11 protein-coding genes are annotated in these 13,670 nt (G+C 54.1%); 7 read left to right on the top strand and 4 right to left on the bottom strand.

All coding sequences use genetic code 11. The features are described from left to right. Positions 1-141: 141 nt before the first annotated feature. Together ABJM21_RS03320 and ABJM21_RS03315 are read right to left on the bottom strand one after the other, a co-directional pair. Positions 142-2,208 (bottom strand): ribonucleoside-diphosphate reductase subunit alpha, encoded by a 2,067-nt coding sequence (locus ABJM21_RS03320; protein ID WP_348302819.1) that lies wholly within the window; start codon positions 2,206-2,208, stop codon positions 142-144. 580 nt (positions 2,209-2,788) lie between these two features. Then, a complete protein-coding gene (locus ABJM21_RS03315) occupies positions 2,789-3,745 on the bottom strand; it encodes an NAD-dependent epimerase/dehydratase family protein (RefSeq protein WP_348302820.1) in 957 nt (318 codons plus the stop codon). Between the two features lie 198 nt (positions 3,746-3,943). Between ABJM21_RS03315 and ABJM21_RS03310 the strand changes: the two genes are divergently transcribed. The 4 genes from ABJM21_RS03310 to ABJM21_RS03295 all read left to right on the top strand — a co-directional run bounded on the left by ABJM21_RS03310 (position 3,944) and on the right by ABJM21_RS03295 (position 8,024). Next, positions 3,944-4,978: a rod shape-determining protein gene (locus ABJM21_RS03310; RefSeq protein WP_348302821.1), complete on the top strand. Its 1,035-nt coding sequence runs from the start codon at positions 3,944-3,946 to the stop codon at positions 4,976-4,978. A 104-nt stretch (positions 4,979-5,082) separates the two neighbouring features. After that, positions 5,083-6,606 carry a fumarate hydratase gene (locus tag ABJM21_RS03305; RefSeq protein WP_348302822.1) on the top strand — a complete coding sequence of 508 codons (1,524 nt, stop codon included), beginning with the start codon at positions 5,083-5,085 and terminating at the stop codon, positions 6,604-6,606. Positions 6,607-6,618: 12 nt separating this feature from the next. Beyond that, positions 6,619-7,110, top strand: a complete 492-nt coding sequence (locus ABJM21_RS03300) for a hypothetical protein (protein WP_348302823.1) — start codon at positions 6,619-6,621, stop codon at positions 7,108-7,110. Then, the gene (locus tag ABJM21_RS03295; RefSeq protein WP_348302824.1) at positions 7,107-8,024 is read left to right on the top strand and encodes a DMT family transporter; all 918 of its coding nucleotides are present in this window, start codon (positions 7,107-7,109) and stop codon (positions 8,022-8,024) included. Before ABJM21_RS03300 ends, ABJM21_RS03295 begins: the two co-directional genes overlap by 4 nt. A gap of 33 nt (positions 8,025-8,057) precedes the next feature. On the opposite strand, the gene ABJM21_RS03290 is transcribed toward ABJM21_RS03295, so the two are convergent. Beyond that, entirely contained in the window at positions 8,058-8,303 is a 246-nt protein-coding gene (locus tag ABJM21_RS03290; RefSeq protein ID WP_348302825.1) for a hypothetical protein, read from the bottom strand. After that, on the bottom strand, positions 8,303-9,115 hold the full coding sequence (locus ABJM21_RS03285; RefSeq protein ID WP_348302826.1) for an SDR family NAD(P)-dependent oxidoreductase: 813 nt from the start codon (positions 9,113-9,115) through the stop codon (positions 8,303-8,305). Before ABJM21_RS03285 ends, ABJM21_RS03290 begins: the two co-directional genes overlap by 1 nt. Positions 9,116-9,263: 148 nt before the next feature. Between ABJM21_RS03285 and ABJM21_RS03280 the strand changes: the two genes are divergently transcribed. The 3 genes from ABJM21_RS03280 to ABJM21_RS03270 all read left to right on the top strand — a co-directional run bounded on the left by ABJM21_RS03280 (position 9,264) and on the right by ABJM21_RS03270 (position 13,613). Further along, complete coding sequence (locus ABJM21_RS03280; RefSeq protein WP_348302827.1) at positions 9,264-9,488, top strand: hypothetical protein; 225 nt, start codon at positions 9,264-9,266, stop codon at positions 9,486-9,488. Positions 9,489-9,657: 169 nt separating this feature from the next. After that, on the top strand, positions 9,658-11,751 hold the full coding sequence (locus tag ABJM21_RS03275; protein WP_348302828.1) for a TonB-dependent receptor plug domain-containing protein: 2,094 nt from the start codon (positions 9,658-9,660) through the stop codon (positions 11,749-11,751). 53 nt (positions 11,752-11,804) lie between these two features. Further along, positions 11,805-13,613: an ABC transporter ATP-binding protein/permease gene (locus ABJM21_RS03270; RefSeq protein WP_348302829.1), complete on the top strand. Its 1,809-nt coding sequence runs from the start codon at positions 11,805-11,807 to the stop codon at positions 13,611-13,613. The last annotated feature ends 57 nt before the right edge of the window (positions 13,614-13,670 follow it).

The raw sequence follows: 13,670 nt of genomic DNA, 5'->3' as shown, positions 1-13,670 counted from the left end.
TCCGCTTTCGTACTTTTCATCATATACATCATATGGGTGTATATCATCTGGCCACCATAGGCCGAGCATCCTTTATATCTTAAAAAAAACGGCCTCCTCCCAAAAGGAGCAAAGGGAGGAGGCAGTGGGCAAACTGCCTAATTATTGACAGGCGAGACACTCGTCATAGTCGGTGCTGCCGGCGGTGGTCATCAGCTCAACCGTTTTCGGGTCGAGCGTATTGTCCGCCTCCACGCCGCCACCTTTACTATCGGCCGCTTCATCCTGACCGGCAAAGCCAGCGCGCTGGATCGATTTCGAACGCAGATAGTAGAGCGATTTGATGCCCAGTTCCCATGCACGGAAGTGCAGCATCAGCAGGTCCCATTTGTCGACATCGGCCGGAATGAACAGGTTCAGCGACTGCGCCTGATCAATAAAGGGCGTGCGATCTGCCGCGAGTTCAAGCAGCCAACGCTGATCAATCTCGAAGCTGGTTTTATACGCATCTTTTTCTTCGGCACTCAGGAAGTCGAGATGCTGAACGCTGCCGCCTTGTTCAAGGATGCTGTTCCAGACATTGGTGCTGTCCTTGGATTTCTCCGCGAGCAGTTTTTCCAGATGCGGGTTCTTGACGACAAAGCTGCCGGACAGCGTTTTGTGCGTATAGATATTCGCCGGGATCGGCTCGATACAGGCTGACGCTCCGCCGCAGATGATCGAAATCGATGCAGTTGGTGCGATTGCCATTTTGCAGGAGAAGCGCTCCATCACGCCTTGATCCGCTGCATCAGGGCAAGGTCCACGTTCCTTGGCGAGCATCATGCTGGCTTCGGACGCTTTCGCCGAAACATGCTTGAAGATCTTCATATTCCACGATTTTGCCAGCGCGCTTTCAAAGCCGAGGCCGCGTGCTTGCAGGAAGCTGTGGAAGCCCATGACGCCCAGACCAACACTGCGTTCGCGGCTGGCACTATATTTGGCGCGCGCCATTTCATCGGGTGCGCGGTCGATATAGTCCTGCAGAACATTGTCGAGGAAACGCATGATGTCCTCGATAAAGTCCTTGTCACCGCTCCACTGATCCCAGGTTTCGAGGTTGAGTGAGGACAGGCAACACACTGCCGTTCTGTCCTCACCCAAATGATCGCGACCCGTCGGCAGTGTAATTTCGGAACACAGATTGGATGTCGATACTTTCAGACCGAGATCGCGGTGATGCTTCGGCATCATCCGGTTCACCGTGTCATTGAAGATGATATAAGGCTCACCCGTGGCGAGACGCGTCTCGACCAGTTTCTGGAACAATGAACGCGCATCAACCGTACCGCGCACTTCACCAGTCTTGGGTGATTTCAGATTCATCTCCGCGCCATCGCGGACCGCTTCCATAAACTCATCGGTCAGGAGAACGCCATGGTGCAGGTTGAGAGCCTTTCGGTTAAAGTCACCGGAAGGCTTTCTAATTTCAAGAAATTCTTCAATTTCCGGGTGATCAATGTCGAGATAGCAAGCCGCCGAACCGCGCCGCAAGCTGCCTTGGGAAATCGCGAGCGTCAGGCTGTCCATCACCCGCACGAACGGAATGATACCAGATGTCTTACCGTTGAGGCCAACGGGCTCACCAATACCGCGAACACTGCCCCAATAGGTTCCAATGCCGCCGCCCTTGGAGGCGAGCCAGACATTTTCGTTCCAGGTGTTGACGATTCCGCCAAGGCTATCGTCCACGCTATTCAGATAGCAGGAGATCGGTAGCCCGCGACCGGTGCCGCCATTGGACAGCACAGGTGTCGCTGGCATGAACCAGAGCTTGGAGATATAATCATAGAGCCGCTGCGCATGATCCTGATCATCCGCATAAGCATCGGCCACACGGGAGAAGAGATCCTGAAAACTCTCGTCAGGAAGCAGATAACGGTCTTTCAGCGTTTCCTTGCCAAAGTCGGTCAGCAGATCATCGCGCGCATCATCCTGAACGATTTTGAACCGGCGTTTTTCGACACTATGACTGTCGCGTTCCGCTTTCAGCTCTTTCTCGTCATTTTTCTTTGTCGCAGCCGCTTCGGATTCAGCCTTCTTGCTGATCTCGGGTTCTTTTACTGGTGCTGTTTTTTCAGTGCTCTTGGATTTGTCTTTCGGCGTGTCCAAAACTTCGGCGCCCATATCACTCTCACTCATATCTCTACCACTATTCCCGGCATCATCCCGGCTATCTCTAAAATCCATCAAAGCCCCCTAATCAAACTACCAAACCAATATTTTTGCCAGCCATAAGGCCAGCCTTCTGGTGGGTTTAATACCGGGCCATTTGTTCTTGTATTGTTCGACTCGGACGATTATCTAAAACCAAGCCAGCGAACATAACATTTTTACAGCCTGGGCGGGCATTTTATTTTGCCCAAAAACCCGAAAAAATCACTTGCGATTTAAGCCAAAGGGAGCCGTTCACCGAGTCGGTGTTACCGGCGTGTAATACTAGACGTTGGTGTGCCCCCTTGGCCTAACCACAACCTATAGTGGCTGAATCAGAATTATATGCAAGAGGGTAAATGACATTTTAACGACTCTGTTCGTCGTATAAATGAATCGCTTCGTCGACGGTCGATTCATGGTGCAGCGCAGCGACGCGTGGACCTTCTAGGCCTTGGCAAGAACGCAATAGGGTGGGTCAAATTTTACAAAAAAATTATCCACAGCTCATGCACAAGTGTGAATGACTCATTTGTGACACCATATATGGTGTTTGAATGATTCAACGCAGGGAAATATTATTTCAATGCCGCCAATCCGGAGTGGATAGACTTTGTCACAAAGCGGCGAGTCCTTCCGTTCGGCTCACAATCGGTTGATAACCCAAATCAGCGGCGGCTTTTGATCCGATCAATGTGCAGTCGCGCGACATGACCATGGCGGCATGAGCGGTCAGTGGTGGATCGCTTTTCAAACCCAATGTCCGCCATATTTTTTCCGATGCACCTCCGACAAAATCGGCCAGCCCTGACGATATGGATTTATCTGCCAATGTCAGATGTTTTGCCTGAGCCATTCCCCCAATCATGTCTTTCATACTGATCGTCCCGTCATCCAATATGAAATAGGCCTCCCCGGCCCGGCCATTGGTCAATGCCAACATTATCGCATGAACCAGATTGGAAATATGAGTTGTTGATGTCATCGCCTTGCCATCATTGATCCACATCCACTTGCCGCTCTTGGCCATGGCTTCGACCATCGGAAGCAATGTGGTGTCACCCGGGCCCCAGATGAAACGCGGCCGCAGGACAATGGTTTCAAACACCCCGTCACGATTGGCATCCCGCACACGCTGCTCCGCCTGCGCCTTGGTTGCGCAATAGGGATAAGGTGAATTGGGCGCGAGCGGAACCGTTTCGTCGGCGTCGCGCACATGCTGGCCATGACAGATGCCCGCCTCGGTGCCAATATGGATGAACCGCTGCACGCCAGCCGCCTGCGCAGCATCCAGCACCGCCTGTGTTCCCAATACATTGTACCGATGCCAAGCGTCTTTTGGACCCCAGGCCTCCACAAAGGCAGCACTGTGCAAAACGGCCTCGGCATTTCCGATATGATCAGCGGTGATCGTTTCCAGATCGCAGCGAACCGGCTCCGCCCCCAGATCGCGGATCACCGCATCTGATTTCTCGCTGCGCGACATAGCCATGACTTGGTGTCCGGCCGCGATCAATGCCTTGCTTGCCGCTCCGCCAACAAAACCGGATGCGCCGGTTACAAATATACGCATGAATCATCTCCCCGATCATTATTCAATCTGCTTTTGATGCTGGACCAGCTTCATCCAATTAGCAAATTTTCAGGAACAAACCCATTTTCAGCACAGCTTGACTAGACAGCATAGGTTCATTGGCGCGGAACCATTATCCCTTCACAAACATGTCACATCTTTGATGTGGTCTCTCTATTTAAAAGTAACCCATTATATATGCGTAGTTTCTTCAAACTCCAGTCGCATGACATTGCGATCGATCTCGGCACGGCCAACACGCTTGTCTATTTGCGGGATCAAGGAATCGTGCTCAATGAACCATCGGTGGTCGCGCTGGAGACCAATGAGGGTGTAACCAAAGTGCGCGCGGTAGGTGCGGATGCCAAGTTGATGATGGGCAAAACGCCTGCGAACATAAAGGTCATTCGTCCGCTCAAAGACGGCGTGATCGCTGACCTTGATGTCGCGGAGCAGATGATCAAGCATTTCATCCATAAAGTGCATGATAAAAAGACCGGGCTTTTAAGGCGCTATGATATTGCGGTTTGTATTCCGTCCGGTTCGACCAATGTGCAGCGCCGGGCCCTGCGTGATGCGGCATCCAATGCCGGAGGGTCGCGTATCTTTTTCATCGAAGAGCCGATGGCGGCGGCCATTGGTGCTGGAATACAAGTGGCGGAACCGATTGGAGCAATGGTCGTAGATATTGGCGGCGGAACAACAGAAGTGGCCGTTTTATCCCTGCAAGGGCTGGCTTATAGTACATCCGGACGCATGGGTGGCGACAAGATTGACGATGCCATAGCCTCGCATATTCGCCGTAAACATAATCTTGCGATCGGCGAGTCTACTGCAGAAACCATCAAGCATGAAATGGCGAGCGCAGTCAGTCCGGTCGACAACGGGCGGACCATGCACATCAAAGGCCGAGATCTTGTCAAAGGCATGCCGCGAAAGATTATCATCACCGAAGCCGAAATTGCCTATGCGATTGCAGAGCCGGTGGGTCAGATTACCGACAGCGTGCGCAATGCTCTCGAAAACACCGCCCCCGAACTGGCCGCCGATATTGTCGATCAAGGCATTGTCCTAACCGGCGGTGGCGCGCTGCTCGGCCGGATTGATGAGCATATTGCCGAGCAGACTGGACTGGCCGTGACCATTGCCGATGACCCCTTGACCTGTGTCGCCAAAGGCGCAGGTCAGGCGTTTGAAGACCCCCTGTATCGCGGCGTGCTGATATCCGCTTAACGGCGTGGGCCAACAGGCTCGTAACACATAGAAAACTTGCCGAATTTCAACATATCAGCCAAAAGGCACCAGGATCGCATCCTTAGACTATTTCCGGAGCCATGATGACTGTCACGATAAAGACCGCCGACCTGATTGAAAGCGTCGCCGACGCCCTGCAATTTATCTCTTACTATCATCCGATGGATTATATCCGGGCGTTGGGCGAAGCCTATGAGGCAGAGAAATCACCGGCGGCCAAGGACGCGATTGCGCAAATCCTGACCAATTCGAGAATGTGCGCCGAGGGACACCGGCCAATTTGTCAGGATACCGGCATTGTGAATGTGTTCGTCAAATGGGGGATGGATTGTCGGCTGGATGAAACGTCGCAATCGATGCAGGAAATTGTCGATGAAGGCGTGCGCCGCGCCTATCTCCACCCGGAAAACAAGCTGCGCGCCTCAATCCTGACCGACCCGGCTTTCACGCGGCGCAATACAAAGGATAACACGCCCAGCGTGCTGCATGTTGAAATGGTGCCGGGCGACAAAGTGTCCGTGGATGTCGCGGCCAAAGGCGGCGGGTCGGAGAATAAATCCAAGTTCAAGATGATGAACCCGAGCGATAATATTGTCGATTGGGTGCTCGACATGATCCCGCAAATGGGTGCTGGCTGGTGCCCTCCGGGCATGCTCGGCATCGGTATTGGCGGCACGGCGGAACGCGCGGTGCTGCTGGCCAAGCAATCGCTGATGGATCCGATTGATATGGGCCAGCTTAAGCAACGCGGGCCGCGCAATGATATCGAAGAACTGCGCATCACGATTTTCGATAAGGTCAATGCGCTGGGCATCGGCGCACAAGGGCTTGGCGGATTGTCCACTATCCTTGACGTCAAGATCAATGACTGGCCCTGTCATGCTGCGGGCAAGCCGGTTGCGATGATCCCCAATTGCGCTGCCACTCGCCATGCGCATTTCACATTGGATGGCAGCGGGCCAGCTTATTTGGAAGCGCCTAAGCTGGATGAATGGCCGGACGTCAACTGGACCCCATCATCCGAAGCCAAGCGCGTTCATCTCGATCAACTGGACGAAGCGGAAGTAGCAAGCTGGAACCATGGTGACCGCCTGCTGCTCAATGGCAAAATGCTCACCGGCCGCGATGCTGCGCATAAGCGGATCAAGGATATGCTCGACAAGGGCGAAGAACTGCCGGTCGAGTTTAAAGGACGCGTTATCTATTATGTCGGACCGGTCGATCCGGTCGGTGAGGAAGTGGTCGGCCCCGCCGGCCCCACCACCGCCACGCGGATGGACAAGTTTACCGACATGATGCTGGAACAGGGCCTGCTCGCCATGGTCGGCAAGGCTGAACGCGGACTCGATACCGTCGGTTCGATCAAGAAACATAAAAGCGCCTATCTGATGGCGGTCGGCGGCAGCGCCTATCTGGTCAGCCGTGCGATCAAGGGCTCCAAGGTCGTCGGCTTCGAAGATCTCGGCATGGAAGCGATATACGAGTTTGAAGTGCAGGACATGCCGGTTACGGTTGCGGTCGATGCCGAGGGCCAAAGCGTCCACCATCTCGCGCCACTGGTCTGGCAAGAGAAAATCAAGAAAGAGAAGCTGCTCGAAGGCGTTTGATCGGCTTTCTATATGAAAGAAGATATCAAACTCTATTCCCCATTGGTCCCAATCCCGCTAGCTAAAAAGCTAAAAGCGGAAATGAAACGCCGGAAGAAGCGCAAGGGCTATCATGTCTTTGGCAACGGAACCGAACGCAAAATGTTCCTCACCTATCGGCGCCCGGGCCTGAAAGTCGGTGCGGAACCAATCCTGAAGGCCAAGATGCGCGAGCATGAGGGCGGCACCTTGATCGAAGGCACGATCAAGCAAGGCAAAGCCATGCCGTTTTTCCTGTTCTGGAACGGTTTTGTGGGTCTGTTTTTCCTGTTCTCCCTGGCTCTTTGGTTCGTCGATGATGCCCCGCTGTTTTTCAATCTCATTTTCTCCGGTATTCCGGCGGTAATGCTCGCCATTGGTCTGACAGCCGCTTATAAAACCCGCAACGATCCGCCAGAAGATCCCGGCACGCCGCAGAAGATATTGGATTTTCTTGCCGAGACAGTGGACGCGCGACCTCTTTGACATTTCCGATCTGGATACCCGCCGCTTTACTGGCCGCGCTATTTCTCGCCTGGCGGATGGCGGTGCAGCAGCGCATCCGCGCCGAAATGTCGGTCAATGCGGCGGCGCTATCGCGCTTTTTCTTTGGCTGGCCAATCGCCTGCGCGATGCTGGCAACCTATATGGCCGTGACTGGACGCAGCGCCCTGCCCGCGCTTGATGCTTCCTTCTGGTGGTTTGCCTGGGCCGCCGGCTTTGCACAGATGCTCGCGACAAACCTGATCATCATGTCCTTCGGCTTTCGCAATCTGGTCAGCGGCACCGCCTATATGAAGGTCGAAACCCTGATTGTAGCATTTCTTGGCTGGTTGATCCTGGGTGAAACGCTAGCGCCGCTGGCATGGCTGGGCATAGCCATCGCCTTTCTCGGCATATTGTCGGTGTCGGTCGAAGGCGGCGCGCGCGGACTGTGGCAATGGTTGCGCGGCTTGAAACAACCGGCGGCGCTCACCGGGCTCAGCGCCGGTTTCCTATTCGCACTGACCGCTATTTTCATCAAACAATCAGCCAACGCAATTGTCGATGTGGAACGAACCTATGCGGGATTAATTGTACTCACCGCCGTTCTCGGCTTTCAGGCCTTGATGCAAGGTACTTATGTCATCATCCGCGAACCGGACCAGTTTCGTGCCATGCTGGTCCGTTGGCGTGTCACGGCGCAAGTGGGCGTGCTAGCCGCCACAGCTTCGGCGGGCTGGTTCATCGCCTATGCCCATGCGCCGGTTGCGCTGGTCGGTATCGTTGGCCAGACGCAAATCCTCTATACGCTCGGCTTTGGGCGTTTCTATCTGAAGGAACCACTCAGTCGCGGCGAACTCACCGGCATATTATTGGTCGGTATCGGCGTCATCATGGCTTTGGCCTCTTCGCTTTAACGGCGTTTCAGACTATTCCGGCAGACGGCCCGTTTATCTCGGTTCACGCCACATAGCTTCAAGCGACGGACCACCTTCGCCGCAGGCAAAAATCTCTCGCCGCTCAAATCCATGATGGGCGTAGAAGCCATGATTTTCCGGGTTGCTGTTTTCCAGATAGCAGGGAATGTCTTTGGCATCGCAGGTATTAAGAACCAAAGCCTCTGCAGTGATGTCGGCCAACCGGCGCCAGTCGGCCGGCGCGGCGCGGACGATGCCGTCCGGTAGATCAATGTTCATCAGTTCTGCATCTCTGCAAAAAATCTCTGCACATCATAACCCTCGTCGCCTTCGCTGCGAGGGGCATATTTATCGAAGGCTTTTTTCATTTCATCATAACGTTCGTCGAACCGGACGACATTATAGCCGTGGCTGACCACATAATATTCGCCTGCCTCGATCTGCGGCGCGATAATCTTCGCGTAGGCCGCAGTGTCCATCGCCGCAGATATCGTCAGATTGGCTTCAGACAGTTCGGACTTCACCCAGCCGGGAATGATAACCCCGGTGGTGAGCCAATCGGGCGCTTCCCGGCGCAGCACGTCCATCAGGCCAAAAATCGCATGCTTGCTGGAAACATAGCCGCCGCCGCCAAAGGGGAAGGCATTGAACAGGGAATTTTCCGACGCGACGGAATAGATCGCGGAAGGCTTTTCTTCGGCCAGAAACCGCCGACCGAATTCGGAAATACCAGACCACATGCCCCAGAAATTCACCTCGAATATGCGCCGCGCGTCGGCCGGGTCGGTCTTGATCACCGATTTCATCGAACCGCCAACGCCGGCATTGTTGATCAGCATATCCGCCCGGCCATTTTCGGCCCATGCGAAGTCCGCCAGTGCGGTAAGCGAATCCGGGTTGGTGACATCGCCCTGAAAAACTTTCACATCAATATCATCTGCAGCGAGACTGGCAGCTGCTTCATCAAGGCGTTCCGCGCGCGGTTCAAACAGGATTAGCCGCGCACCCCGCTTTCCGAGCTCGCGCCCCAAGGCCAGGCCGATGCCGGTCGCACCACCTGTGATCACCACTGTCTTGTCTGCACAATTCATTTGTTCCTCCCTGCCGCACCGTTATCTGTCACATGAAAACCACCATTACAAATTATCACCAGCAATGACTGACAATAGCGCTAACACGCACTATATAAGCACTATGTATGTTTTCATCATCTTTATCTGCGGGATCGGAAATTTCGCCATGCATAAGGCGATGATGGAGAGCAAACATCCGATGATCACTGAAGCGCGGGGAAGTTTTTCCAAATTTCTTGGCCCTTATGGCAGTTATATATTGGAATTCATCATGCTCGCAGCGGCTCTGATCTTCGCCAATATGGGAATGCTCACTGCTGTAATCTTTTATGGCGTATACACCCTTGCCAATGGTGCTGGCGCATATGTCCTATTTTCAAACAAACATTAATGCAGAATAGTTTATAGAACTGAATCACGGATCAGAAGTGTAAAGTTGTTGATCCGACTACAGATGTAGTTTGTCGAAAGACGGTATCCCATGTAACCAACCGGTCATAGCAGGCGGGCAAGAACGAAGCCAAAAAAACATATGTTTGATTCCGTAAGGGGGGATTATCTTGCACAAAACCAACCGGTTATCTTTCGGTATTGCAGTCTGCGCCATTTCAGTATCTTGCGCCTTCCCATCGGCGGCAAGCGCACAAGATCAAATCCCCGCCAGCACCAATCTGCAGCCACGGACCGAAAATGGTCGCCAGATTTACGATGCCACGCAATTTTCCCGCTTCAATCCCCGTACAGCGCTAGACCTTGTCCGGCAGGTGCCGGGCTTTATCATTGATACCGGCGATGACAGCGCGCGCGGACTTGGTCAGGCCGATGAAAATGTTTTGATCAACGGTGCCCGTATTGCCGGCAAGAATAATGACGCCTTCACCGTCTTGGGTCGTATCTCGGCGTCTAATGTCCTGCGAGTGGAAATTGTTGATGGAGCAACCCTCAGCATTTCCGGCCTGTCTGGTCAGGTCCTCAATCTAGTCACCAGCAGCGACGAAGCCGCTGGCATTACCGGCAATTTCAAATGGCGTCCGCAATGGCGGCGAGCCGGTAATAACTGGTTCGCTGGCGAAGCATCGATCAGTGGCAAGCTAGGCAAAGGTGATTTCACCATCGCGGTCGAAAATGACGCCTTTCGCAATGGCGCTCAAGGGCCGGAGCGGGTCACCGATGGACTGGGCAATCTGCTGTTTGAGCGGGACGAAGTTGCCCGTGTGCGCGGCGATCGACCCTCGATCAATGTCTCTTATAGCCGTACCAGTGACGCTGGGTCGGTGTTCAATGTCAGCGGTGAATATGGGCTCAACCATTTCAGCCAGCGGGTCGAGACGCTCCGGACCGAGGCGGGAGAATCAGATATATTTGAACTGTTCACCGGCCGTGAAAGAGAGTGGAATGCCGAGTTTAGTGCAGACTATGAATTTGATCTGGGTGGTGGTCGGTTGAAATTGATCGGGTTGCAACGGCTGGAGCATAGTCCCACGCAAGATTTTTTCAGCCGCACATTTACCGATGGTCGCCAACCTTTCATCAGCGAGTTCGATCGCACGGTCGATGAAGGGGAATCGGTTCTCCGCGCCGAATATGGCTGGAAAACTACTGGCGGCACCGACTGGGGATTCAGTCTGGAGGGGGCCTATAATTTCCTGGAAAGTGAAGCGCAGTTGTCCGGCGGCGACCTCGATAACAGCAATACCCGTGTCGAAGAGAAAAGGGCTGAATTTATAACGACCTACGGGCGCCCTCTATCAAGCAATTTGACATTGCAGGCGGCACTCGGGGGTGAGTATAGCGAAATCAGTCAAGGCGATCAGAGCCGTTCGTTCGTCCGGCCAAAAGGGTCGGTCGCACTGGCCTGGAAACCGGCCGCTGATTTTGATCTCAGCTTCAAATTATCCCGCGAGGTGGACCAGCTCGACTTTTTCGATTTCATTGCTTCCGTTGAAGTATCCAATGATGTCGTCGACGCCGGAAACCCTAATCTGGTACCACCACAGAAATGGCGCGCGGAACTGGAAGCGACCAAGAAGCTGGGCGCGTTTGGTTCTGCAACCGTGATCCTGTTCGGCGAGAAGATCAGCGATATTGTGGACACCGTTCCTATCAGCCCGACCACCGAAGCGCGCGGCAATATCGATAGTGCTGACCGCTATGGCATAGAAGTGGTTTCGACCCTGTTGCTGGACCCGATCGGCTGGAAGGGTGCCAAGATTGATATCGAGGCAGAAGCGGTCAAAAGCAGTGTTCAGGATCCTATCACCGGCCGCAATCGCCGCATCGGTCAGGATGATAGGTACAGCTATGAAGTCTCATTGCGCCACGACATTCCCGGATCGGACTGGGCCTGGGGCGCCGGAATCGAGAATTTCGACGATGTCGGCAATATTCGCCTCGACCAGATAGCCGATTTTGACGTGCTTGCCCCCTATTCTTGGATTTTTGTCGAGCATAAGGATGTATTCGGACTGACCGTAAACGCCAATCTCGGTAACCTGTTTAATCGCGGCGAGCGTTTTGTCCGCACCGCCTATGGTCGATTTGATGATACAGGTGCCTTCATTCGCGGTCGCCGCGATGGTCCGGTTGGATTTGTTGAAAACCGTACCCGGAAATTTGGTCTGATTTACCGCATAACGGTTAGCGGCAGTTTCTAAACCTCATTGCGGTGTACATAGACAATTGAGCGCGGCATCCCTACATCCGGGGGATGCCGCCCAACTATAGTACCAAGGGTCAGATCGACCCGCCGATGATCCCTACGCTTAAGCGCTTCCTGCCCTATTTGTGGCCAAAGGATGAGCCGGTTTTGCGCCTGCGGATTATTATCGCTGGCCTGCTCGTGCTGTGCGCAAAGGCGGCGGTGCTATCCATGCCCTTTGCTTATAAAGCCGTGGTCGATGGCATGACGGCTGGTACCCAAGCCGCGCTTACCGTGCTGTTCGCCTTGGTCGCCGCATATGGTTTGGCGCGTTTTGGTCAGGTGATGTTCGATAATTTGCGCAACATCGTGTTCGAAAAAGTCGGGCAGGAAGCCGCACGGCGTCTCGCGACCAATGTTTTCGCCCATTTGCACCAACTCTCGCTGCGCTTTCATCTGGGTCGCCGCACCGGGGAAATCACCAAAGTCATTGAACGCGGAACCAAGAGCATCGATATCATGCTCTATTTTCTGCTGTTCAATATCGCCCCTACGCTGATCGAACTGATCGCGGTTCTGATCATTTTTCAGGTAAAATTCGGCTTCGGTCTGGTCGCGGCCACCATGGCGATGGTCGCCATCTACATCACCTTCACTCGCAAGGTGACAGACTGGCGCAACGCCCTGCGCGCAGAAATGAATGACATGGACACGCGCGCCATTGGCCGGTCAGTTGATGCGCTGCTCAATTATGAGACTGTCAAATATTTCACCGCCGAGGACCGCGAAGGCGCGCGTTACAATCAGGCGATGCAGGATTGGGCCAACGCGGCGGTCAAATCGGAAAATTCGCTAGGCATGCTCAATATCGGGCAATCGATGATTACCAACCTGACGATGTTCGGAGCGATGAGCTACAGTGTCTATGGTTGGAGTCAGGGGCAGCTGACAGTCGGCGATCTGGTGCTGGTCAACGCGCTCCTGATGCAATTATTCCGGCCGCTGGATTTGCTCGGCATGGTATATCGCACCATCCGTCAGGGGCTGGTCGATATGGATGCGATGTTCAAACTGATCGACACGGATCCGGAAATTACTGACAAGCCTGGCGCGGTCATACTGAATGTCGGAGCCGGTCAGGTGGCGTTCGAAGATGTGGCCTTTGCCTATGATGAGGACCGTTCGATCCTTCAGGGCTTGAGTTTTGAAGTGCCGCCCGATGGAACGCTTGCCATTGTTGGACCCTCCGGTGCTGGCAAATCTACACTGGCGCGGCTCTTGTTCCGTTTTTATGATCCGCAAGCTGGCCGCATATTGATTGACGGTCAGGATATATCCGACGTCACCCAGAACAGTTTGCGCGGCGCGATCGGGATCGTACCGCAAGACAGCGTCCTGTTTAACGACACCATCGGCTATAATATCGGCTATGGCCGGGAAGGCGCGACCCAGGCGGAGATTGAAGCGGCGGCACGCGGCGCGGCGCTGGATGGCTTCATTGCCAAGCTTCCCGATGGATATGACACACAAGTTGGCGAGCGCGGATTGAAACTCTCCGGCGGAGAGAAACAGCGGGTTGCGATCGCCCGAACCTTGCTGAAAAATCCCCCGGTGCTGATATTGGACGAGGCCACATCTGCGTTAGACAGCCGCTCCGAAGATGAAATTCAGACGACGCTAGCGAAAATTTCGGAGCGTCGCACAACCCTGATCATCGCGCACCGTCTATCGACTATCACCCATGCCGACGAGATAATCGTGCTGAATGATGGTCGTATTGCCGAACGCGGCAATCATCGCGCCCTGCTCGCCCAGAATGGCCTCTATGCTGAAATGTGGAAAAGGCAGGCCGAGGATCGGCAGTTGGAGGCGATTTAGCCTTCCAAGATAGCGTGCTTATATTGTGGACGCTCATAGTTGTTCGAATGACGTTCG

The sequence above is a fragment of the Parasphingorhabdus sp. genome, from assembly GCF_039977335.1.
Lineage (GTDB): Bacteria > Pseudomonadota > Alphaproteobacteria > Sphingomonadales > Sphingomonadaceae > Parasphingorhabdus.
The sequence above is the reverse complement of the archived record's forward strand: the minus strand, read 5'-3'. Positions and strand labels throughout refer to the sequence as shown.

What these genes read in the sequence shown, in the direction of transcription:
- ABJM21_RS03320 (WP_348302819.1), bottom strand. Translation starts at nt 2,208, where the DNA reads ATGGATTTTAGAGATAGCCGGGATGATGCCGGGAATAGTGGTAGAGAT.
- ABJM21_RS03315 (WP_348302820.1), bottom strand. Translation starts at nt 3,745, where the DNA reads ATGCGTATATTTGTAACCGGCGCATCCGGTTTTGTTGGCGGAGCGGCA.
- ABJM21_RS03310 (WP_348302821.1), top strand. Translation starts at nt 3,944, where the DNA reads ATGCGTAGTTTCTTCAAACTCCAGTCGCATGACATTGCGATCGATCTC.
- ABJM21_RS03305 (WP_348302822.1), top strand. Translation starts at nt 5,083, where the DNA reads ATGACTGTCACGATAAAGACCGCCGACCTGATTGAAAGCGTCGCCGAC.
- ABJM21_RS03300 (WP_348302823.1), top strand. Translation starts at nt 6,619, where the DNA reads ATGAAAGAAGATATCAAACTCTATTCCCCATTGGTCCCAATCCCGCTA.
- ABJM21_RS03290 (WP_348302825.1), bottom strand. Translation starts at nt 8,303, where the DNA reads ATGAACATTGATCTACCGGACGGCATCGTCCGCGCCGCGCCGGCCGAC.
- ABJM21_RS03285 (WP_348302826.1), bottom strand. Translation starts at nt 9,115, where the DNA reads ATGAATTGTGCAGACAAGACAGTGGTGATCACAGGTGGTGCGACCGGC.
- ABJM21_RS03280 (WP_348302827.1), top strand. Translation starts at nt 9,264, where the DNA reads ATGCATAAGGCGATGATGGAGAGCAAACATCCGATGATCACTGAAGCG.
- ABJM21_RS03270 (WP_348302829.1), top strand. Translation starts at nt 11,805, where the DNA reads ATGCCGCCCAACTATAGTACCAAGGGTCAGATCGACCCGCCGATGATC.